Source organism: Anaerotignum sp. (genome assembly GCF_051877975.1).
Lineage (GTDB): Bacteria > Bacillota > Clostridia > Lachnospirales > Anaerotignaceae > Anaerotignum_A.
Genome location: NZ_JBJEJK010000055.1, coordinates 1 through 22,881 on the forward strand (window position 1 = coordinate 1; position 22,881 = coordinate 22,881).

The window sequence follows — 22,881 nt, forward strand, 5'->3', positions numbered from 1 at the left end:
GCAACCTTTACATTTGGAGCGAAGCGGCACAGGACTGGGTTCCCATTGGGAAACTGCAGGGCCCCCAAGGCCCCCAGGGCGAGCAAGGCCCCCAGGGCATACAGGGCGAAACAGGCGCAACAGGGGCGACAGGCCCCCAGGGCATTCAGGGCGAGCAAGGCCCCCCAGGGGAACAAGGCCCCCAGGGCATACAGGGCCCCCAAGGCATACAGGGGGAGAAAGGCGAGAAGGGCGACACCGGCGCAACAGGCCCCCAAGGGGAGCAAGGCCCCCAGGGCATACAGGGCCCCCAAGGCATACAGGGGGAAAAAGGCGAGAAAGGCGACACCGGGGCGACAGGGGCAACGGGCGCAACAGGCCCCCAGGGGCCGGCAGGGGCAAACGGCGCAAGTGCCTACGAAACGGCGCAGAGCGCAGGATACACCGGAACGGAAGCCGCCCTTGCCACAGCACTGGCAGAGATACCAACGCATTTGGCAGACAGCAGCATCCACGTGACAGAAGATGAAAAGAAAGCATGGAACGGGAAGGCGGAAGGAAACCACAGCCATACGGCGGAAGAAATTGGGGCTGCGACAGACAACCATAGCCATACGGCGGAAGAAGTGGGGGCTGCGAAAAGCAACCATACACACACATTGGCAGATTTGCCTATCACATACGGAACAACAGATTTGACCGCAGGAACATCTTCTTTAAATAGTGGTGAAGTCTATCTGGTGTACGAATAAGGCGGTGATGCTATGGCTAAAGCGATTTATACAGGTGTTGCAGGTGTAGCAAGGAAAGTCAAAACACCTTACATCGGTGTTGGTGATAAAGCAAGAAAAATTAAAGCAGGATACATTGGTGTTGCAGGCATAGCAAGAAAGTTTTATGAAGGTGGTATACCCATCAGCAATTTTTCTGTAGGAGAAACTGTAAAAGTTAATGTCAATGGAACATTATATGATTTTATCATCGTACACAGAGGAAAACCTTCTGGTATTTATGATGACAGTTGTGATGGAACATGGTTGTTGATGAAAAATGCTTACACTATCAGCGATTGGAATAGTTCAAATGTTAATAACTATGGGAAATCAACGATGCACACATATTTAAATGGAACTTTCCTCAATTTATTAGGAAGCAGTGTAATAAATACGATAAAAGAGGTTAAAATCCCATACGGTACTGGTGGAACTACAGTATTATCAGGGAGTGATGGATTAGCCACAAAAGTTTTTTTGTTAAGTGCAACAGAAATTGGCCTTGGAAAAAACAAGTATAGTTACCCTGTCCCTAAAGACGGTGAAAAACTAGACTATTTTCTTTATGAAACCAGCCCTACTTCTGCCAGAGCAATACGAGTTGCGTATTCTAGCGGAACTACGGCAATAAAGTGGTTTACTCGTTCTCCTGCTAGTAATGGAACAACTGCGATTTGGTATGTTGATACTAATGGTAGTTGCAGTTATGACAGCATCACCAGTATATCCAGAACTTATGTAAGACCTGCATTTATTGTATCAAATGATGCGTTGGTTTCTGATGATTTAGTATTACAGTAAGGGGGAAGAGAATATGGTTATCAAGTTAGTGAATGGAACAGAGCTAAATCCTCTTTCTATCTATGGTGGAGATAGAGAAGTACAGGGCGCGAAAAGGGATACACTGTATTTTGTTTTCCATGTAGAAGAAGGGATTGAAACACTGGACACACTGTTTACAGAGGAAAACTGCGAAACTATTACAATCACTGAGGATAGCGGAGATTCCTTTATTCACAGTGGTTATACAATCAGAGTAGAACTGTCCAAGAAAAATATGGTTATTGACAGGACAGAAAACAATGAGCCTATTTATGAGGACAGGCTTACAGTAGCTATGGCACAGCGTACACCAGCTGAAAATCAGATAAAAGAAATGGAAAATGCTATGGACACATTACTGGGGGTGTAAGGAATGAACAGAAAACAGGCTAGTTTAGAACTGAGAAAAGCAATTCAGTTATTCCTTGCGACTATGGATGTTGACACACAATCTGCTGATATGATGGAAGTAGCAAGTGTGTTTCCAAAGTATGAAGTAGGAAAAGCATACAAGACCAAAGATGTTTTTTCCTATGGCGAAAACGCTGTGGGAGATGCTCAGTTGTATCAGGTTTTGCAAAATCACACATCTGCTGAACAGTGGACACCCGACACTGCAACTTCTTTATATAAAGCAATTGGTGTAACTGAGGATGGTATTGCAGTATGGGTACAGCCTTTGGGAGCTTCTGATGCATATATGCTTGGGGATAAGGTTTCCCATAATGGACAAATTTGGGAATCTGAAATTGACAGCAATGTATGGGAGCCTGGTGTATATGGATGGAAAACGACTGCATGAGGAGGTGTAAGGATATGATGAATATTCTGAACAAAGTCAATATCATCGGAGGTGCGATCATGACGGCATTGGCGGCAGTTTTAGGAAGATACTGGTTTCTGTTTGCAGGATTTTTGCTTTTTAACATCATCGACTGGCTGACAGGCTGGGCGAAGAGCAGCATGCAGGGAGAAAGCAGCAGCAGCATCGGCGCAAAGGGCGCAATGAAAAAAGTAGGGTATTGGGTGGTCATCGGGACCGCCTTTTTTATTGGATTTTCCTTTGAGGAGATGGGCGAGGTCATCGGGGTGAACCTTGTATTTATGGATTACCTTGGGTGGTTTGTGCTGGCGAACTATTTAGTGAATGAGATTCGCAGTGTCTTGGAGAACTTAGTGGAAATGGACGTGGATGTGCCTGCTTTTCTGGTGAAAGGGCTGCAGGTCACTTCTGAAAAACTGGAAGCAAGGGCGAAGGAAGAGGAGGAAGAAAGATGAAACTGAAAAGCGGCATTACAAAGGAATGGCTGCGGAAGAGCGCAGACGCAGAAGGAAAACTGGTGGACAGAGATATCTGGGTGGACGAATGGGGCTTTTGGCATGAAAGACTGGCCAACGGCAACGAGATTCGCTACGACAAGAAGCAGGCTGAGGTGCTGATGCACGACGCAAGGGAGGAAAAGAGCATCCCTGCAGAGCAGCGCATCTGCGGCTTTTGGCTGAAGCTGGACGGGAAATGGGTGGCACCTATGATCTGCCTGGGATACAAAAACAACCCCGCCACGGCACAGGTGATCTACACAGAAAAAACAGACCACCCCGACGGCGGCAGGACACTCTACAGCGAGACCCTGATCTTAGACGAGGAGAAGGGCGCAAGGGTGCACGCGGCAAGCGTGGAATACAACCCAGACCTGACACTGAACAAAGACAGATGCTGGGAAGAATGGATCGATATCGACGAAGGAAAGCCGGGGGATGGTTATGAAAGATAAAATTTTGATCGCCATTGACGACGGCCACGGCAAAGAAACGGCAGGGAAAAGAAGCCCTGCCTTTTCTGATGGCCGAATTTTGAAGGAGAACGACTTCAACGAGAGAACGGCGGAATTTTTGCAGGCGGCACTGGAACGGCACGGCTTCGGGACGCTGCTGGTGGCCCCGGAGGACACGGACACACCCCTGAAAACGCGGGTGCAGCGGGCAAACGACGCAAACGCAGATATTTACATCAGCATCCACGCCAACGCCTACGGGACGGAATGGAACGGAGCCAACGGCATTGAGACATGGATCTACGAGAAGGTCGGATGCGGCGAAGCCGTGGGAGGAAACGCTGTTTCCTCCACAGGGGACAGCGAGACTTACCGGCTGGCCAGATGCGTGCAGGACGCGCTGACAGCGGAAACGGGCAGAAAGAGCAGGGGCATCAAGCGCAGCGGCGACCTTTATGTGCTGAACAGCACGAGGATGCATGCGGTTTTGGTGGAATGCGGCTTCATGACAAACAAAGAAGAAGCAGAGCTTCTTTGCAGCGAAGATTACCGCCGGAAATGCGCGGAAGCCCTCTGCAGGGGCATCTGCGAATTTTACAGGAAGGAATACAGGGAGGAGGAAACGAAAATGCCAGAGGAAAAGAGATATCAGACGATGGAAGAGCTGCCCAGCTGGGCAAGACCCCTGATGGAAGAGATGGACATCTATGACTGCATTGCAGACACGGAACACATGAACCTGAGTTGGGACATGCTGCGGGTGATGGTTTTGCTGGACAGACTTTGGACAAAAAAGCAGGCATAAGGAGGGATAGCCTATGAGCATTTTAGGAAGGATCGCCTCCAGCATTTCCTCTGCTTTGCGGAACAAGAGCAGTTCTTCCAGCAAGAGCAGCTCCAAAAGCAGCAGTTCCAGCTCTTCCAGCAGCAACAAGAATTATGACCCCAACAAGGACTATGCGGCGGCCATCAAGACGGAGACAGACCCCAACAAGCGGGCGCAGCTGATTCAGGAGCGGCAGAACAAGATTGACGCCATGAACGCGGCGGGAACGAACACAAACGGCTATACCAATGACATTTACAACAGCGGGGGAAGCAACAACAGCGGCAGCTCCAGCAAGAGCGGCACTTCTGGAAATTCCTCTGGTTATTTTGACCCGAACAAGGACTATGCGGCGGCCATTGCGGCGGAAACAGACCCGGCAAAGCGGGCGCAGCTGATTCAGGAGCGGCAGAACAAGATTGACGCCATGAACGCGGCGGGAACGAACACAAAAGGCTATACCAATGACATCTACAACACGCCAAGCAGCGCCCCGAAGGGCATTTACCAGAGCAAGGACAGCGTGCTGAACAACACGGCACTGGGGAAGGCGCAGATGGACGAGACACAGAACGCGGCACTGGCAGCCATGCAGGCAAGGACAGCGGAGGGCACACAGCCCCAGACGGCCTACGGACAGACAGCACTGGGGGAAGCGGACCCCATTCAGCAGGCAGCCCTGCAGGCATACATTACAAGACAATATGCCCACCAGAACGCAGAAGGCGGCGAGGGAACCTACAACGGGGACCAGAGCATGAGCCTGCCGGACCAGAAGCTGCTGCAGGGATACCAGGCGGCATGGAACCAGGCAAAGGAGAGAGGCGACCAGGCAGGGATGGACGCAGCCCACCAGGCGGCGGAAGCCCTGCGGAACAACTACAGATATTATCCATTAGCCAACAGCAACGGCTATGGACTGGGGGAAAACAATATCGGCTTTATCCGGGACATTGTGGTGCGGGGAGACCAGCTGGGGAACAAATACATCGACCAATACAACAGAGGGACAGTGACAACGACAACATATGACAAGGACGGCAATTTTGTGAACCGATACACAGGGGGGAACATTGCCAAACACGACGCAAGGGTGGCGGAAGAGATGCAGAGAACGAACGAAAGCCTTGCCAACGCAGGGAAGGAAAACAATACTTTTGCCGTGCGGCTCAGCGACCCCAATGACGTGAAGCTGACGAACGCACAGCTTCTGGCAAAATATGGCGGCGGCATTACAGCAGGGAATAACGGCATTGGGCTTTACACCGCACCGACGGGAACGGCGGCACAGAGCGGAGGGAACGGAGCAGGAGGCGGAAGCCCTGCGGCGACTTCCGCTGGCACGGCACAGAACGGCACAAGCATTGGCTATTTTGACCCGAACAAGGACTATGCGGCGGCTATTGCAAATGCCGGCAGCACACAGGAGATGCTGCAGCTGCAGCAGGAGCGGCAGAACAAGATCAACTGGATGAACGCCAACGGGCAGAACCCCAATGGCTACACCAACCAGATTTACGGGAATTATCAGAACCTGACAGCACCGCAGACGGCGCAGCAGATTCCTACATATCAGGGGATGACACGGGACGAGCTTTTTGACGGCTACAACGACATGGCGGAAAGCCTGGAAGAGCAAAGGACAGCACTGCTGAAGGCTACACTGGCACAGAACCAGGCGGCCCAGGAAACCGCCGAACAGGAATTTGACGACATTGCCAGACAGGCATACATCCTGCGGAGACAGCAGGAGCTGGCGCTGCCCCAACAGCTGGCGGCACTGGGCATCAGCGGCGGCGCAAGCGAAACAGCAAACCTGCAGCTGGCGACCAATTACCAGAACAACCTGAACAGCAACGAGCAGGCCAGACAGCAGATGCTGAAGGACTATGCACTGCAGGCACTGCAGGCACAGACACAGGCCAACAGCGACATCAGCGGATATTATGCGGATGCACAGCAGCAGGCCATGAACGCTTGGCAGAACGAGAGAGCTAACCGGAACAGCTGGAACCAGTGGGCGGCGGGCTTCCAGCAGCAGCTGAACGAATATCAGAACAGCCTGAACCAGCAGACCTACAACGAGATTCTGGCCAACAGGCAGTATGAGAACGAATTGAAACAGCAGCAGCTGAACCTGGCACTGCAGATGGGCGATTACAACAAGCTGGCGGCGCTGGGCTACGACAGCAGCTATCTGAAGCGGATGCAGGATGCGGAGCTGGAGCAGATGGCACTGGAGGCGGCGCTGACGAGGGCGAATATCGCTAAGGTGAACCGCAGTGTGACAAAAGGGAGTGGCGGAGGGAAGAAAAGTGTAATCAATGAAGAGGATGATAATCCACCTACACCTGATTTGACAATCACAAATCAGGACAACGGGGCGGCAATCTATGTGCCCGGGCTGAGATGGGTTTCTTATTCTGACCTGGACAAGATGATTGACGCAGGAACGGTGAAAGAAGAGGTAAACGGTTCTAAATTGACTTATAAGAAGGTTTGGTGATGAGCATGGGCAGAAATGCAGCAGCAAGAAGTTTATTGCAAAGCAAGATTTCCAACAGCAAAGGCGCCTTCAATCCTCATACAGGAAAGCTGAAGGAGGAGGAAGAAGAATATATCCCCAAACCCCAGAGAGAGAAGAAGGCGGCGGAGAAATCCGCCCCTTCTTTGCGTTCTGCGGGGATGGCGGCGAAAAAGCTTCCGCAAACAGAGCTTTTTAAAAACATGACGCTTCCAAGGGCTGAAACGAAAAGACAAACACAAAGACAAACACAAAGGGCGAAGGTCAATATCAACACGGACAGGGGCTTTGTGCCGGATTCCCAGATTATGCGCCAGCTGGGGCGGACGGGAACGACATTTCAGAAAAGCACGGCGCAGGACGAAAAGACAAGGCTTTACGAGACCAACGACAGCCTTCTGAACCCTCAGGAGATTCTGAAAAAATATAGCTATGTGGCCCAAGACAGGGACATGGACTATGAGACGCTGCGGCGGGCTGTGAAGAAGGGCATGAGTGAGGTTGGGCGCACCTTACGGGGCACCAACGACAACAGCCAATATGAAAAGGTGGCGCAGCTGCAGACGGAGCTGCAGGGGAGACTGAAAAGCGCTTCCTTTACGGCGGGGCTTCTGGAAGGCATGGGCGGCGCCGGGAAGGATGCTTTGGTAAGGCTTTCCGGCAGCGAGGCACTGCAGAAGCAGAATGAAGCCCTGAAAGCCCAGATGGATGCGGCAAAGGAAAACAACAAGGGCGCCGCAGCAGCGGGGCAGCTGGCAGGTGAGCTTGCCAAGGCGGGGGCAGGATACATGACCATCGGCAAGGCGGCGGAAGAAGCGGCACTGAAAGGAGCAGGAAAGCTGGGCCAGAGGATGGCGGCGGCAACGGCGGCGGACGGGGCGCAGCAGCTGGCGGCGAAGATCCTCTTTGACCCGAAGAAGGCGAAGGCGGCGGGCTTTGCCGCAAGGATGCTGGCACAACAGGCGGCGGACACGGCAGTGAACACACCCATCACCATTGCGGCGGGACTGGCAGAAGGCAAGAGCCGAGAGGAGATTTTGAAGGACTTCGGCAAGCAGGAGGCCACGGACGCGGCTTTTAACCTGGGGCTGGCAGGGCTGGGCGCCGGGGCGAAGGTGGCTGGGAAAGCATTTGAAAAGGCATCAAAAAAAGGGCCTATTTTAGGTATTGATTTTGAGAAGATAAAATATGATCATGCTAGAGTTGATGATGGTATTCTGGATCGTATTGAATATTTGAAAAACAATCCATCTGACAAGAAAATTGATTATCCATTGAATCCCGTAAATGACCGAATGGCGAAGGATGTAGGGAAGCTTGTTGGTTTTGATGTGAGTGGATATGGGAATAATCTGAAACCAAATGGATTTGATCATGTTAAAAAAAGACATGGCTCTAATGGTATTCATGATCAGAGCATGGCTAACCCTGAGGATATTGCAAAAGTGCAGTATATACTAGATAATTATGATGATGTTTTCCTGGATAATACAAAATCCAGAGGTTTTACAGATTCTAATGGAAAGCTTTCAAAAAAAGTTGTTTTTACAAAACGAATCAACGGAACCTATTATGTTGTAGAGGCTGTGCCTAACACAAAACGAAAAAGAATGGAAATTGTTGGTGTATTCAAGCAGAAACAACAGGGAAATAAGAATCTGACAAAAACACAAAAAAAAGAGAATGTGCTGCCCGGAGATGTAACAAGCCCCTCCGTTACGCCCGATAACGCAACTGCACAATTCTCTGATTCTAGTATAGAGCAGAATGTGGGGATCGTCAATGGTGAAAATACTGCCAGAGAGGAGACCATACAGGGCGCCGCAGCGGGCATGGCGGAGGGCTTCCAATCCAACCTTTTGGGGAAAATCGACTATGAAAAGGTTTCCACGGCGGAGGTTGAGGCATGGAACAAGGAGAGATGGCGGCTGCAGGAGATTGCAGACGGGGTGCCCAATGACCTGAATGCGACAGAAAAGAATTGGCTGGAAGGGATGCTGAACGGAGACATTACGGAGGTGCAGGCGAAGAAGGCGACGGGGCCCAGATATGCACTGATCAAGCAGCAATACGACGTGCAGAAGCCCTTACGGGAGATTGAAGAAAAAATCAACGGATTCAAACGATATATCGCTACAAAGAGGGATAACCTTGCGGCGGAAACCATCGGCGAAATGCGCATGGCAGACGGGGCACAGGCGGGCTGGAAGGACAAGGGGACGGGATTCCTTTACGGGAGGGAAACCCAGGAGAGAAACCTGCGGGACATTGCCCCCGACAAGGAGACGGCAGACAGGATAGAGCAGGTATACTTTGCGCCCATCCACGAAAACGAGAGACAGCGCACCTTGCTGATGAAGGAATACAAGGACAGGCTGAAAGGGCTGAAAATCAGCACCAGAAAGAACATCCCCATGGAGATTCCCGGAAGCGGGGAGAGACGCTGCAGCGAAAGCGCCCTTGTGCAATGGCTGGGGGAAAGCAGATATGAGCTGCAGCGGATGAAGGCGGCAGGCGCAACGGAGGAAAGCTATGGAGAGCTGGAGCGGGCCATTCAGAGGATAGAAAGAGGGATGCACCCCAATCAGCTGGCAAAAATCAACGATGGGATTGAGCAGCTGCGGAGCATTTATGAGGAGCTGCACCCGATGATCAACGAGGTTCTGATTCGGAACGGATATGACCCCATCGGATATATCCCCGGATATTTCCCTCACATGAACTTTGACGACCCCACGGGGCCTTTGGAGACGGCGGCGGCAAAGCTGGGCTTTGATTTTTCTTCCAAGGAGCTGCCCATGGACATTGCGGGGAGAACGGAAACCTTCCGCCCCGGCAAGAGATGGGCAGGAAACTTTCTGCAAAGAACGGGGACAAAGACGGACTATGACGCACTGCGGGCCTTTGACCTTTACATCGACAATATTTCTGACGTTATCTATCACACGGACGACATTCGGAACCTGCGCAGCATGGAGGACTATATTCGATACAGCCTTTCCGACGAGGGGATTCAGAAGGAGATTGAAGCCATACGGAAGAACAGAAGCCTGATGCCGGAGGAAAAGCAGGCGAAGCTGGACGAGATTTACGAAACAAAGATGAAGAACCACAAGCTGCAGAACTATGTAAACAACCTGCGCACCTACACTGACCTGCTGGCGGGAAAGAAGCACTTGGCAGATAGGAATTGGGAAACAAATGTTTTAGGCAGAAAATTTTATAAAATCAGTACAGACATTGAAAACAGAGTGGCGGGGAACATGGTGGCGGCCAACATCGGCTCTGCCCTGACGAACTTTATCCCCATTACCCAGGGGATGAGCAATATGCGCCTTTCCAGCAATTTGAAGGGACTGGGGGAAGCACTGGTTTCCATGGCTAGAGGAGAGATGGACGAGCTGACGAAAAAGAGCGCCTTTCTGGCGACCAGAGAGGGGACGGATCAGCTTTACAAAACGACCATGCGGCGGATTTCCGACATGGCGGGGAAGCCTATGGAATGGGCGGACAAATTCAGCACCCAGGCCGTATGGCGCAGCCGTTATTATGACAACATTGCAAAGGGCATGGCGGAGGAGGAAGCCATCAAAAACGCAGATGAATTCGCAAGAGGGCTTTTTGCCGGGAGAAGCAAGGGGGCTATGCCTACGGCTTTCCATGCAAGAAATCCATTATGGAAGGCGTTGACCATGTTTCAGCTGGAGGTGAACAACCAAATCAGCTATCTGACGAAGGACATTCCAAGGGATGCCCAGGGAAGCGTGGTAAAGATGATGAAGGCTTACGGCGGGCTTGTTATAGGTGCTTACATCTACAACGATGTGTATGAAAAGCTGACAGGGAGACGTTCTGCCCTTGACCCCTTCGGCATTGCCAATGAGGCCTTCGGCGACCTGACGGGGGAACAGGTGCGGAACACGCTGGACATCATTGGAGATCTGGCAGAGGGGGACGGCCTGCAGCTGACGGAAAAGACAGAGAAGAAAAAGGGAGCAGAAGTATATTCAGGACTTAAAGAGAATATTGCAGAGAACATTCCTTTTATCGGCGGTTTGATGGGCGGCGGACGTATTCCGATTAGTTCTGCGCTTCCTGACTTTGATGCAATCGGAGAGGCAAAGGCAAACTATGCCACAGGAGAAATCACAAAAGAAAGAAAAAATCAGATCGTCAGAAAGGAATTTGGAAAATCACTTGCTTATATGGCGATGCCTGTTGCCGGAGGTCAGATCAAAAAGACCGTAGAGGGCTTAAACATGATGCGCAAGGGCGGAAATTATACCCAGACAAACAAAGGAGAACGGCTGCAATTTGCCGTAGACCAGGACAAAAAATCAAACTGGGCGCAGGCGGCGCTTTTCGGAAAATGGGCAATACCTGAAGCACAGGCGCATATGGAGAAAAAAAGAACCTTAAGCGAAAAGAATACGGAGACGTATAAAAAGCTGGTTGCGGATGGTGCAAAAAATACCATGGCTTTTGAAACACTCAGCAGGGTGCAGAAGGAGGAAAAGGACAAAGAAAAGCGGAGAGTGATTCGCAGCAGTGCCATGAGCGAAGAACAGAAAGCCATCCTTTACCACAGCATTACCACAGAGGACAGCGCCGACCGCAGGATTTTAGACCATTACCAGGGGACGGCGCACATGGGAAAGGCCGCCGACTGCCTGATGCGGATGGCGGATTATGAGAGTGATAAACCGAAAAAATATATCCTGCAGAATACGAACCTTCCTGATGCGGAGAAAAAATATATTTATCTGGAAAGACTGGTGGATAAGGACGACAGGGAGAAGGAGACAAAAAGGGTTGAGGCATTGATGGGCGTCGGCATCAGCATGAATGACTATATTCAGATTCGGACGAAATACGGAGCCATTTATAACGAAAAAATGAAAGGAATAGAAAAGCAGCAGATTTTAGTTGATTTGATGAACGAGCTTGGATTGAGTTTGGCACAGCAGGCGGCCGTAAAGGGGCAGCTTATTTTCGGCGGCGGTCATACAATAGATTGGAAAATATAAAAAATGCTGTTGAACTGCCGAGGATTCCTCGGCAGTTATTTCCAAAAATGTGCAAATTATCACCTTTTCAAATTTTGGAAATGGTATAATGGAGGGGCATATACAGACATCTGATATATGTATCCTTTCTTTTGTTTTGTCATAATAATGCAAAAGCCCCGGCCGGTAACCGGGGCAACCCGGGTCTTTAGCTCAGCAGGGAGAGCATCCGGCTCATAACCGGACGGTCCTCGGTTCAAGCCCGAGAAGGCCCATTTTGTCGACATTTTGCTGGGTCGCTCCCATCTGTGAAAGCCAGACGGAACACAAACCGATAGGAATTGTGACACATCGGAGAGCAACGATGCTAGGGTGATCAGGATGGCACCAACAGGGCAGAAACGCCGCCAACATACTTCGGGTGATGAAAGATGCGTTTCCGTGCATCAGTGGTTTAATGGTAGAACATCAGCCTTCCAAGCTGAGAGCGAGGGTTCGATTCCCTTCTGGTGCTTTTGAACGTACTCCGGTATCCTTCGGGACCGGGGTCTTTTTTTATTTAGGATTTACAAACATATATTCGTTATGTTACAATGCAGGCAAGGGTAGTCCCATACCCTGATACGTTTATCCTTTTTTTGTCGGCAGCTCCTGCAAAGGAGAGGTGGGCAATATATGGCAAAAAGAAAATTGACAAAGCGTGCGGATGGCAGATACCAGTCCCAGGTATACATTGGCACGGAAAACGGCAAAAGAATTGTGAAAACGGTTTACGGCCGGACACAGAAGGAACTGGAGGAAAACGAAAGAAACATCAAGGTGAAGCTGGGGAAAGGCTTTAACCTTATGGATGAGAAAAAAACCTTTGGAGCTTGGGCGGAGCTTTTTCTGGAAGAAAAGAAGCTTTCTGTTTCAACGGGGCGTTACATGAATTACAAATATGCCCTGGAAAAATTTAAACCACTTTACCCAAGCAGGCTGGAAAAGCTATATACCATAGATTTCCAGCGGATTATAAACAAATGGGCAGTGGAAAACGAGAACACGGGAGAGCCTTCTTCCAAGGATATGCTGAACGAGATGAAACGGGCGGCAAGCCAGGTTTACAAGCTGGCAATCAGCAACAGAGTGACGGAATTTAACCCTGTGGCAGACGTGAAGGTGATTGCACAGAAGAAGAAAGTACCGAGAAGGGCTTTGACAGAGGAAGAACAGAAGTGGGTGCGGGAGACACCACACCGGGCCCAGACAGCGGCAATGATTATGATGTATGCCGGGCTGCGGCGGGGAGAGCTGGTTCCTTTGCGCTGGAGCGACATCGACTTTGAGACAAAGACGATTTCCATTACAAAGAGCGTGGAGATTATCAAAAGCAGATTTGTAGTAAAGGAAGGGGCAAAGAGCGAAAGCGGCGTGCGCACGATTCAGATGCCGGATATTCTGGCAGACCATCTGCGGGAGAAGAAAAGACAGGCGACCAGCATTTTTGTTGTGCCGACTGTGAAGGGGCAGATGATGAGCGAGACAGCTTTCCGCAGGATGTGGGAAAGCTATATGACAGAATTAAATTTCAGATATGGAGATTTTTCCGCATACGGCGGGAGAAAAAATTCTGTGCATGATCCGAAGGGCGTACCGATGGTGATTGACGGATTTACGCCGCATTACCTGCGGCACACATACGCATCTATCCTTTTTATGGCTGGGGTGGATGTGGTTACTGCAAAAGAATTGATGGGACATGCAGACATCCAGACAACGCTGGAGGTTTATACGCACCTGAGCAAGACACACAAAATAAAAGAAATTTCTAAATTAAATGAATATTTGGCTGCCGCAAAGTGAAAAATTCTATCAATCACGTATCAAGTCAGGCAGTTTGGAAAACGTTGATTTTTCAGGAAAAATCGAGGCTCTTAGTGTCCTTTAGGGATGTAGAGGTCGCAAGTTCAAATCTTGTCGCCTCGATTGGAAAGAAAAAGCGTTGAATTTGATTCAACGCTTTTTTTCATATATATCGTTTTCATATATATCGAAATTTAAGGGGAATGATTATAACGGAATGGGCGCAGCTAACGGAGGTGAACCGTTTATGACCGATCAAAGGGAAAAAGAATTGATTGGAAAAGCCAAGCAAGGGGATATGCAGGCTTTTGAGGAATTGATCCTGAAGCATGAAAAAATCGTCTACAACGTGGCGCTGCGGATGATGAATCACAGCGAAGATGCAAAAGATATTTCTCAGGAGGTTTTTCTAAAGGCATATAAAAATATTAAAAATTTTGATGAAAGATCTTTGTTTTCCACGTGGCTTTATCGTATCACGACCAATACATGTATTGATGAGATGCGAAAAAGAAAAGGGAAACAGAGTTATTCTTTCGAAGAAGAATTGGAAAACGAGGATGGCAGTATGCAGCGGCAGATTGCAGACGAAGGGGAAACGCCGGAGGAAAGCCTGCTGCGGGGAGAACGAAAGAGGGAACTGCTGCAGGCGTTGGATACTTTATCGGCAGAGCATAAGGCGGCAGTCATCCTGCGGGATATCCGAGGGCTGAGCTACGAAGAAATTGCAGAAATTGTCGATTTGCCCATGGGGACAGTAAAATCCCGTATTTCAAGGGCAAGAAATCAGCTGAAAAATGAAATTTTGAAAATCAGGGAACGAAATGGCGGCAAGTCTCGTCAGAAAAAAGGAAAGGAGGGAAGGCCATGAAATGTGAAGATTGCAGAGAACTGCTCTGGGCGTATCTGGAGGGAGAATTGCATGAGGAAGAAAGCGCAGAAATCGAACGACATCTGGCGGAATGTGCAGACTGTCGTAAGGAATTGGATGTGCAGCAGGAAATCAGAAAAAGCCTGCAGTGCCTTCCTGACAAAGAACTCCCTGAAGGTTATCATGGGGAGCTGATGCAGAAGCTGCAGAGGGAAGCGGCTCCGAATGTGGTGCCTTTCCCTATGAAGAAGAAAGCACCTAAATGGAAGCATCTAAGCATGATTGCAGCGGCGGTGTTGGTGGTTGTGGCAGTAGGCGGCATCAATGGTATGTTGGAAATGCGCCAGAACCAGAATGAAGCAGTGCAAAAAATGGCATTGACAACAGATACAGCTACTGTTTATGATGAGGAGACAGCAGCGGAGGAACCTGCTGAGGTTGAAAGAATCCCGGAAGAACAGCAGAATACAGCGGATACGGTTGATAATGGGAAGAAGATGAATACGACTTCCACAGCGGCAGGCAAGGAGGGTGGCAATACATCGAATCCGGCCGATAGCAAAAAAGAAGCAAGTGTATCAAACGCATCAGAAACGGAGGCAGCGTCTGCTCCTGCGGAAACTGCTGCGGCGGAAGATACTGCTGTGATGCCGTTTTCTATGGTGCGTTCTGCAAAGGTTAAAGCGGTAGACACGGCAATATTGCTGGTATCTGATGAAAACAAGGCATTGCTGGAAATTCAAAAAATCATTGACGAAGTCGATGGCTATGAAGAAGTACCGGAGGCGGAGAATGATATTTGTGCAGCGATCCCTGCAGAAAGCTATGAGGCTTTTGTAAAAAAATTGGAGTTGCTGGGAACTTTGAAATGGGAAACCCAGGGAGAAAGGGAAGCAGGCGAGGCATATCACAGCATAAGCATTCGATTGGAACAGAAATCTTGAAGGAGACACTATCGAGAGATAGTGTTTTTCTTTTTGAGAAAAGAAAAACACAGATGTCCTCTGGACAGATTGCATAAAATCAGGTACACTTTCCTATAAAATTCTTCTAAAATTACTTTAGTGTTCTACTTGACTAAAGTGCACGGGTGATATAATATTATCCTATGATAGGAAGGAAGTGTAATTTGAATGAAACAGGCAGAAATGCTTTTGAAAAAAGAAGAACGGGTTATCTTTAGTTTGCGGGAATTGTTTGAACAGTACGGGTATCACAAGTTCAAAATGAGCAAATTTGAAGAATATGACTTTTATGCTGATAACAGAAGCTTTTTAAACAGCGAAACGATTTTGACCTTTACAGGGCTGGATGGCAAGCTGCTGGCGCTGAAACCGGATGTGACCCTTTCCATTGTAAAAAATACCAAGGGCAGCAGGGAAACCCCGGAGAGAGTATATTATAATGAAAATGTATACCGTGCCAGAAAAGGCGCCGGGGAATATAAGGAAATTATGCAGGTTGGGCTGGAATATATCGGCGAGGTAGATGAATATGCCACGCTGGAAGTGCTTTTACTGGCACAGAAGAGTCTGAAATCTATCAGCGAGGAATATATCATGGATGTATCCCATATGGGCTTTGTAGCTGGCCTGATGGAGGAAACAGCCTTGCCTTATGCACAGCAGAAGGCTATTTTGAATTGCATCAGTGAAAAAAATGCCCATGGAATCTGCGGAATCTGCAGGGAAGCAAATCTGGCAGAGGATTTGACCCAAAAGCTGGAAGCATTGGCAAGTCTTTACGGCAGTTTGGAAGAAACTTTGGAAAAAGCAAAGGCTCTTTGCTGCAACGCTAAGATGGAACAGGCAGTAAAGGAACTGGAGGATATTTTGCGTTGCCTGAAGCTGGGCGGAAATGAAAAGAATGTGAATCTGGATTTTTCCATTGTCAACGACATGGATTATTATACAGGCATCATTTTCCAAGGCTTTATCAATGGCGTGCCCAGCAGTATTTTGAGCGGCGGCAGATATGATAACCTGCTGCGGAAGCTGGGAAAAGATGCGGATGCCATTGGCTTTGCTGTTTACCTTGATTTGTTGGAACGGTTCGATTCCACAGAAAGAGAATATGATGTAGATACACTGCTGCTTTATGAGGACGGGGCAGATGTTGCCGCCCTGGCGAAGGCAGCACAGATGCTGACCGATAATGGTCAGAGTGTATTGGTGCAGAAGAAAAATACAGGCAATGTGAAGTATAAACAATTGCTTTGCATGAAAGATAGGGGGCTTGAGATCGTTGCAGAACTGGATTAACATCGCACTGCCAAAGGGCAGACTGGGCGAAAAGGCATATGATATTTTTGAAAAGATCGGTTATGGCTGTCCCTCTATCCATGAAGGCGGCAGAAAGCTGATCTTTGAAAACGAAGAAAATGGCGTCAGATATTTCTGGGTAAAACCTTCCGATGTGGCAGTCTATGTGGAGCGGGGTGCTGCGGATGTAGGCGTGGTCGGCAAGGATATCCTGCTGGAACAATCCTCTGACGTATATGAATTATTAGACCTTGGCATGGGGAAATGCCGCATGGCAGTGGCAGGGGTCAAGGGAGAAAGGCCGGATTCCGAGCATACCCTGCGGGTTGCCACAAAATTCCCCAATATTGCCAGAGAGTTTTACAGAAAACAGAGCAGAGAAATCGATATCATCGAGCTGCACGGCTCCATTGAAATTGCTCCCATTCTGAAAATGTCCGATGTCATCGTGGATATTGTGGAAACGGGAACGACTTTGCGGGAAAATAATCTGGAAGTCATTGAAACGGTGGTTCCCATCAGCGCAAGATTCATTGCGAATAAAGCAAGCTATAAATTCAACAACGAGAGAATCAAAGGCATGTGCGATTTGATTGCTCAGAATATTGAGAAAAAAGACGAATGACGGAGGAATCCATGGGTGAACTGCAGGTTGTGGCTGCCTATGACCGCCCTGAGGAAGTAGGCGAATTGTTCAGGGAATATACAGATATGCTCATCGAGGGGGACAGTACCTTCCGGGAATATCTGGATATTCAAAATTACGATCAGGAATTAGAACATCTGGAATGGAAATACGGCATGCCCGCGGGCAGGCTGTATCTGGCTTATTATGACGGAGCACTGGCAGGCTGCATTGGTTTGCGAAAGCTGGATGAAACCCAGTACGAATTGAAACGCCTGTATGTGCGTCCCGATTTTCGGGGCAAAAAGATAGGGAAACGGTTGATGGATATCATTTTAAAGGATGCAAGAGATATCGGTTATTCTGCCATGCTGTTGGATACCCTGCCCTTTTTAAAAAGTGCCCTTAAGATGTACCGTGGGCTGGGCTTTTATGAGATTCCCAGCTATAACGACAGCCCTATGAAAACGACCATTTATATGAAATTGGATTTGAATGAGGTGAAAGCATGATTCAGACCTATGCTTACAAAGACATTAAAATAGATGAAATTTTTTCCCGAGAGGAAGAAAAGACCACCGTTGCCGATGTGGTTGCCAATATCATTGCCGATGTACGGAAAAACGGTGATGAAGCCCTGAAACGTTATGCCAGAGAGTTTGACGGCGCGGCGGCAGAAGTGCTGGAAGTTTCTGCGGAGGAACGGGCGGCGGCTCTGGCGGAAGTGGATGAAGAATTTATCGAAATTCTGAAAGAAGCGGCGGCTCATATCCGTGCTTTTCATGAAAAGCAGAAGCGTACCGATTTCGTTGTGACAGAACGCCCTGGTGTGGTATTGGGGCAGAAGATCATTCCTTTGGACAGGGTCGGGCTTTATGTCCCCGGCGGCACAGCCAGCTATCCTTCCACTGTCCTGATGGACTGCATCCCTGCAAAAATTGCCGGAGTAAAGGAAGTCTGTATGGTGACCCCTGCCAAGGGCGGCAAGCTGAACCCTGATATCATTGCGGCGGCGGAAGTGGCTGGCGTCGACAGAATTTTTAAAATCGGGGGTGCACAGGCGGTAGCGGCTCTGGCCTACGGCACAGAAAGCGTACCCAGAGTAGATAAGATTGTTGGCCCTGGCAATGCTTTTGTGGCGGAAGCGAAGAAACAGGTTTTCGGGCAGGTTTCCATTGATATGATTGCGGGACCCAGTGAAATTCTTGTCATTGCTGATGGCAATTCCGATGCAGCCGTGGTGGCGGCAGATCTGCTTTCTCAGGCGGAACATGACAAAATGGCTTCTGCAGTATTGGTAACGGAAAGCGAAGCCTTGGCAAAGGCTGTGGCGGAGGAATTGGAAAAACAGATTCCTCTTCTGCCCAGAGCAGAGATTGCCAGAACATCTATCGATAATAACGGCAAAATCATTGTGGTGGAAAGCATTGCACAGGCCATCGAGGTTTCTAACGAGATTGCTCCCGAGCATTTGGAGGTCTGTGTGGATGATCCCTTCCGTTATCTGGCGGATATCCGTCATGCCGGTTCTATTTTCCTTGGCAGAAATGCACCGGAGGCTTTGGGGGATTATTTTGCAGGGCCCAATCATACCCTGCCTACCAGTGGCACAGCAAGATTTTCCAGTCCACTGAGCGTGGATGATTTCATTAAGAAATCTTCCTTTACTTATTATACAAAAGATGTATTGGCGGCAGAGGCGGAAAAGATTGGGTTCTTTGCCAGAAGAGAAGGGCTGGAAGCCCATGCCCGCTCTGCACTCATCAGAACAGCAAAGGAGATGGAAAAATGAGCAGATTTATGAGTCCCCGTTTTGCAGGGCTGGAAGCATATACACCGGGGGAACAGCCCCGAGATCAGCAGTATGTAAAACTGAATACCAACGAATCCCCTTATCCGCCTTCCCCGGAAGTGCTGGAGAGGGTTTCCAAAGCAGAGGTAGAGCTACTGAACCTCTACCCCGACCCCACGGGAAAGGTGCTGAAGGAAAAGCTGGCGGCACTCTATGAAGTGGAAGCAAAAAACGTATTCCTTTCCAATGGCTCCGATGATATTTTGAATTTTGCTTTCATGGCTTTTTGCGACGCAGAACGGGGAGCGGCTTTTCCGGAGATCAGCTATGGTTTTTATCCTGTTTACGGGGATCTGTACCATGTGGACTGCAAAAAGATTCCTCTGAAAGGGGATTTTGGTGTAGACTATCGGGATTATTGCAACATTGGCAGAATGGTGGTCATTGCCAACCCCAATGCGCCTACGGGTATGGAAATTTCTTTGGCTGAAATCGAAGAGATTTTGAAAAGCAACCCCGATAATATCGTTGTCATCGATGAAGCTTATGTGGATTTCGGCGGGACAAGCTGTGTGGAGTTTATCAAGAAATATGATAATCTGCTGGTGGTACAGACCTTCTCTAAATCCCGTTCCATGGCAGGGGCAAGACTGGGCTTTGCTTTGGCAAATGAGGCTATCATTGAAGATTTGGAAAAAATCAAATATTCCACAAACCCCTATAATATCAACCGCCTGACGCTGGCGGCGGGGGAAGCGGCGGTAGACAGCAACGCCTATTATGTGGAAAACGCTAAGAAAATCGCCCAGACCAGAGAAATGACTACAGCCAGATTGAGAGAAATGGGCTTTACCGTGCTGGATTCTGTGGCAAACTTCATTTTTGCTAAGAGCAACACCCTGAGCGGAAAGGTCGTTTATGAAGAATTGAAGAAAAAAGGCGTTTTGGTGCGTTATTTTGGTAAGGCGAAAATCGAGGATTTCGTAAGAATCACCATCGGCACACCGGAACAGATGAACGTAATGTTTGAAAAACTGGCAGAAATTTTGCAGGAGCAGAAAGGGGACTGACATGAGAAGCAGTGAAATCAAGAGAAAAACAGCAGAAACTGATATCGGTCTGTCTCTTTGTCTGGATGGCAGAGGGGAAAGCAGCATCAACACAGGTGTCGGATTTTTGGATCATATGCTGACCCTGTTTGCAAAACATGGTCGATTTGACCTGGAAGTGACCTGCAAAGGGGATATTGAAGTGGACGACCATCATTCCGTGGAGGATATTGGTATCTGTCTGGGGATGGCTTTTGCGGAAGCCTTGGGCGACAGCAGGGGCATTGCCCGCTATGGCGATATCACCCTGCCTATGGATGAAGCCCTGATTCTGGCGGCAGTGGATTTGGGCGGCAGGAGCCATTTGGAATATGGCTTGGAGATTCCAACAGAAAAAGTCGGAACATTTGATACAGAGTTGGTGGAGGAATTTTTTATCGCTTTTGTGCGAAATGCCAAAATGAACCTGCATATCTTGCAGTTCCGCGGCAGAAATTCCCACCACATCATTGAGGGAACCTTTAAGGCGGTGGCAAGGGCATTGGCGAAGGCCGTTTCTGTGCAGGAAGCTTATAAGGATGAGATTCCTTCCACAAAGGGGGTGCTGTGATGATCGCGATTATTGATTATGGTGTAGGCAATTTATTTTCCCTGCAAAGCTCTCTGAAATTTATTGGGGCAGAGGCGAAAGTGACAAAGGATATGGAAGAAATCAGAAAGGCAGACCGTATCATCCTGCCCGGCGTAGGTGCATTCGAAGATGCCATTGCAAAGCTGCGCCAAAGTGGCATGGAAAAGGTGGTATTGGAAGAAGCTGCCAAGGGGAAACCCTTGCTGGGAATTTGCCTGGGCATGCAGATGCTGCTGGAAAAGAACTATGAATATGGTGAACATGAGGGCTTGGGGCTCATCAAGGGCAGTGTAAAGCCCATTGCCCCTATGATTGGGGAAGGGCTGAAAGTTCCCCATATTGGCTGGAATGGTCTGATTTTCCCCAAGGGAAAAGAAAAGAGCAAGCTCTATAAATATATCAACGAAGGCGACTGTGTCTATTTTGTGCATTCCTATGCAGGGGTGGATTGCGATGATTTCGTTACAGCCAGAGCGGAATATGGAGCGGAGTTGACAGCTTCCGTGGAAAGCGGAAATGTATATGGCACCCAGTTTCACCCGGAAAAAAGCGGCGAAGTGGGCTTAAAAATTCTGAAAGCCTTTTGTGAATTATAAAGGAGGAAAATTCCATGGAATTATTTCCTGCGATCGATCTGATCGGTGGCTGTGCAGTGCGCCTGGTGAAGGGCGATTACGCACAGAAAACAGTATATAGTGAAAATCCCGGGGAGGTTGCCCGTTCCTTTGCGGCGGCGGGGGCAAAATATCTCCATGTGGTAGATTTGGAGGGGGCCAAGGATGGCGGTACCCCTAATCTGGAAACGATCCGAAACATTGTGGAAACCGGCGGTCTGTTAGTAGAAGTGGGTGGTGGCATCCGTTCCGAGGAAGTCATCCAAAAATATCTCGATGCAGGCGTATTTCGTGTGATTTTAGGGACGGCGGCGGTGCAGAATCCTGCTTTTCTGGAGGAAATGGTGCAGAAATATGGCGAGAAAATCGCCGTTGGTGTAGATATCAAGGATGGCATGGTTGCTATTAAGGGCTGGACGGAGGTTTCTGCCGAAAGCTGCTTTGCTTTCTGTGAAAAATTGCAGAAAATCGGCGTAAAAACCATTATTTGTACGGATATTTCCAAGGATGGCCTGCTTTCCGGCACCAATCTGGAATTGTATCAAGAACTTTCCGAAAAATTTTCTGTGGATATCGTGGCCTCTGGCGGCGTGACTACATTGGATGATGTGAAAAAGCTGGCGGATATGGGGCTGTATGGTGCCATTCTGGGCAAAGCCCTTTACACGGGTAATATCGACCTGAAAGCCGCAGTGGAACTGACGAAGGGGGGAGCAAAATGATTACCAAACGAATCATTCCCTGTCTGGATGTGAAAAACGGCAGAGTGGTGAAGGGTGTGAATTTTGAGGGCCTTTCCGATGTTTCCTCCCCTGTGGAGCTGGGCAAATATTACAGCGACTGCGGTGCCGATGAATTGGTGTTTTATGATATCACCGCATCTGCTGAAGGCAGAGCCCTCTTTACAGATATCCTGACAGAAGTAGCCCAGAATATTTTTATCCCTTTGACCGTTGGCGGCGGCATCAATACGCTGGAGGATTTTGACCGTGTGCTGAAATGCGGCGCAGATAAGGTCAGTGTAAACAGCGGTGCCATCAGAAACCCGCAGCTCATCGAAGAAGCGGCGAAGAAATATGGCGATCAGTGCGTGGTGCTTTCTGTGGACGTGAAACGGGTGGACGGCAAATTTATGGTCTTTGCCAAGGGCGGCAGAGAAAATACCGGCATGGAGGCGCTGGCGTGGATCAAACGCTGCGTGGATATGGGTGCCGGGGAAGTGGTTGTCAACAGTATCGATACCGATGGCGTGAAGCAGGGCTTCGACTTGGAACTGCTGAAGCAGGTTTGTGAACTGGTTTCCGTTCCTGTCATTGCTTCCGGCGGCGCAGGCTGTATTCAGGATTTTGTGACGCTGTTCCAAGAGATCCCCACTATTGATGCGGGTCTGGCGGCTTCCATCTTCCATTTTGGTGAAGTCAAAATCGGCGATTTGAAAAATACCCTGGCAGAAAACAATATCATCGTTCGAAGATAAAAGGAGAAAAT

General features: G+C 49.0%; 20 protein-coding genes, 2 tRNA genes and 1 pseudogene. All 23 read left to right on the top strand.

Going from position 1 to position 22,881, the window contains the following annotated elements; genetic code table 11:
* Positions 1 to 731, top strand: a pseudogene (locus ACI39P_RS08565) (hypothetical protein); the annotation flags it as partial.
* A gap of 12 nt (positions 732 to 743) precedes the next feature.
* Positions 744 to 1,553: a DUF6273 domain-containing protein gene (locus ACI39P_RS08570; protein ID WP_439720248.1), complete on the top strand. Its 810-nt coding sequence runs from the start codon at positions 744 to 746 to the stop codon at positions 1,551 to 1,553.
* A 13-nt stretch (positions 1,554 to 1,566) separates the two neighbouring features.
* Positions 1,567 to 1,944, top strand: coding sequence for a hypothetical protein (locus ACI39P_RS08575; protein WP_439720249.1), 378 nt, complete (start codon positions 1,567 to 1,569; stop codon positions 1,942 to 1,944).
* 3 nt (positions 1,945 to 1,947) lie between these two features.
* Entirely contained in the window at positions 1,948 to 2,376 is a 429-nt protein-coding gene (locus ACI39P_RS08580) for a hypothetical protein (RefSeq protein ID WP_439720250.1), read from the top strand.
* Between the two features lie 14 nt (positions 2,377 to 2,390).
* On the top strand, positions 2,391 to 2,852 hold the full coding sequence (locus ACI39P_RS08585) for a phage holin family protein (RefSeq protein ID WP_439720251.1): 462 nt from the start codon (positions 2,391 to 2,393) through the stop codon (positions 2,850 to 2,852).
* Positions 2,849 to 3,349, top strand: coding sequence for a hypothetical protein (locus ACI39P_RS08590; RefSeq protein WP_439720252.1), 501 nt, complete (start codon positions 2,849 to 2,851; stop codon positions 3,347 to 3,349). Before ACI39P_RS08585 ends, ACI39P_RS08590 begins: the two co-directional genes overlap by 4 nt.
* Positions 3,339 to 4,154: an N-acetylmuramoyl-L-alanine amidase gene (locus tag ACI39P_RS08595; protein ID WP_439720253.1), complete on the top strand. Its 816-nt coding sequence runs from the start codon at positions 3,339 to 3,341 to the stop codon at positions 4,152 to 4,154. Before ACI39P_RS08590 ends, ACI39P_RS08595 begins: the two co-directional genes overlap by 11 nt.
* Positions 4,155 to 4,167: 13 nt before the next feature.
* A complete protein-coding gene (locus ACI39P_RS08600; protein ID WP_439720255.1) occupies positions 4,168 to 6,681 on the top strand; it encodes a hypothetical protein in 2,514 nt (837 codons plus the stop codon).
* Positions 6,681 to 11,726 (top strand): PBECR3 domain-containing polyvalent protein, encoded by a 5,046-nt coding sequence (locus tag ACI39P_RS08605; protein ID WP_439720256.1) that lies wholly within the window; start codon positions 6,681 to 6,683, stop codon positions 11,724 to 11,726. Before ACI39P_RS08600 ends, ACI39P_RS08605 begins: the two co-directional genes overlap by 1 nt.
* Before the next feature lie 181 nt (positions 11,727 to 11,907).
* Positions 11,908 to 11,980 (top strand) — tRNA-Ile (locus ACI39P_RS08610).
* 168 nt (positions 11,981 to 12,148) lie between these two features.
* Positions 12,149 to 12,219, top strand: a tRNA-Gly gene (locus tag ACI39P_RS08615).
* A gap of 161 nt (positions 12,220 to 12,380) precedes the next feature.
* Positions 12,381 to 13,550 (top strand): tyrosine-type recombinase/integrase, encoded by a 1,170-nt coding sequence (locus tag ACI39P_RS08620; protein ID WP_439720257.1) that lies wholly within the window; start codon positions 12,381 to 12,383, stop codon positions 13,548 to 13,550.
* 247 nt (positions 13,551 to 13,797) lie between these two features.
* Complete coding sequence (locus tag ACI39P_RS08625) at positions 13,798 to 14,421, top strand: sigma-70 family RNA polymerase sigma factor (protein ID WP_439720258.1); 624 nt, start codon at positions 13,798 to 13,800, stop codon at positions 14,419 to 14,421.
* The gene (locus tag ACI39P_RS08630) at positions 14,418 to 15,365 is read left to right on the top strand and encodes a zf-HC2 domain-containing protein (RefSeq protein WP_439720259.1); all 948 of its coding nucleotides are present in this window, start codon (positions 14,418 to 14,420) and stop codon (positions 15,363 to 15,365) included. Before ACI39P_RS08625 ends, ACI39P_RS08630 begins: the two co-directional genes overlap by 4 nt.
* Before the next feature lie 189 nt (positions 15,366 to 15,554).
* Entirely contained in the window at positions 15,555 to 16,682 is a 1,128-nt protein-coding gene (locus tag ACI39P_RS08635) for an ATP phosphoribosyltransferase regulatory subunit (protein WP_439720260.1), read from the top strand.
* Positions 16,666 to 17,307 carry an ATP phosphoribosyltransferase gene (gene hisG / locus ACI39P_RS08640; RefSeq protein ID WP_439720261.1) on the top strand — a complete coding sequence of 214 codons (642 nt, stop codon included), beginning with the start codon at positions 16,666 to 16,668 and terminating at the stop codon, positions 17,305 to 17,307. The genes ACI39P_RS08635 and hisG overlap by 17 nt, the downstream gene beginning before the upstream one ends.
* 11 nt (positions 17,308 to 17,318) lie before the next feature.
* Positions 17,319 to 17,819, top strand: a complete 501-nt coding sequence (locus tag ACI39P_RS08645) for a GNAT family N-acetyltransferase (RefSeq protein ID WP_439720262.1) — start codon at positions 17,319 to 17,321, stop codon at positions 17,817 to 17,819.
* Positions 17,816 to 19,099, top strand: coding sequence for a histidinol dehydrogenase (hisD, locus tag ACI39P_RS08650; RefSeq protein ID WP_439720263.1), 1,284 nt, complete (start codon positions 17,816 to 17,818; stop codon positions 19,097 to 19,099). Before ACI39P_RS08645 ends, hisD begins: the two co-directional genes overlap by 4 nt.
* Positions 19,096 to 20,169, top strand: coding sequence for a histidinol-phosphate transaminase (gene hisC, locus ACI39P_RS08655; protein ID WP_439720264.1), 1,074 nt, complete (start codon positions 19,096 to 19,098; stop codon positions 20,167 to 20,169). Before hisD ends, hisC begins: the two co-directional genes overlap by 4 nt.
* A 1-nt stretch (position 20,170) precedes the next feature.
* The gene (hisB, locus tag ACI39P_RS08660) at positions 20,171 to 20,758 is read left to right on the top strand and encodes an imidazoleglycerol-phosphate dehydratase HisB (protein ID WP_439720265.1); all 588 of its coding nucleotides are present in this window, start codon (positions 20,171 to 20,173) and stop codon (positions 20,756 to 20,758) included.
* Positions 20,758 to 21,375 carry an imidazole glycerol phosphate synthase subunit HisH gene (gene hisH / locus ACI39P_RS08665; protein WP_439720266.1) on the top strand — a complete coding sequence of 206 codons (618 nt, stop codon included), beginning with the start codon at positions 20,758 to 20,760 and terminating at the stop codon, positions 21,373 to 21,375. Before hisB ends, hisH begins: the two co-directional genes overlap by 1 nt.
* Positions 21,376 to 21,389: 14 nt before the next feature.
* Positions 21,390 to 22,115: a 1-(5-phosphoribosyl)-5-[(5-phosphoribosylamino)methylideneamino]imidazole-4-carboxamide isomerase gene (hisA, locus tag ACI39P_RS08670; RefSeq protein ID WP_439720267.1), complete on the top strand. Its 726-nt coding sequence runs from the start codon at positions 21,390 to 21,392 to the stop codon at positions 22,113 to 22,115.
* Positions 22,112 to 22,870 (top strand): imidazole glycerol phosphate synthase subunit HisF, encoded by a 759-nt coding sequence (gene hisF / locus ACI39P_RS08675; RefSeq protein WP_439720268.1) that lies wholly within the window; start codon positions 22,112 to 22,114, stop codon positions 22,868 to 22,870. The genes hisA and hisF overlap by 4 nt, the downstream gene beginning before the upstream one ends.
* Positions 22,871 to 22,881 lie beyond the last annotated feature (11 nt).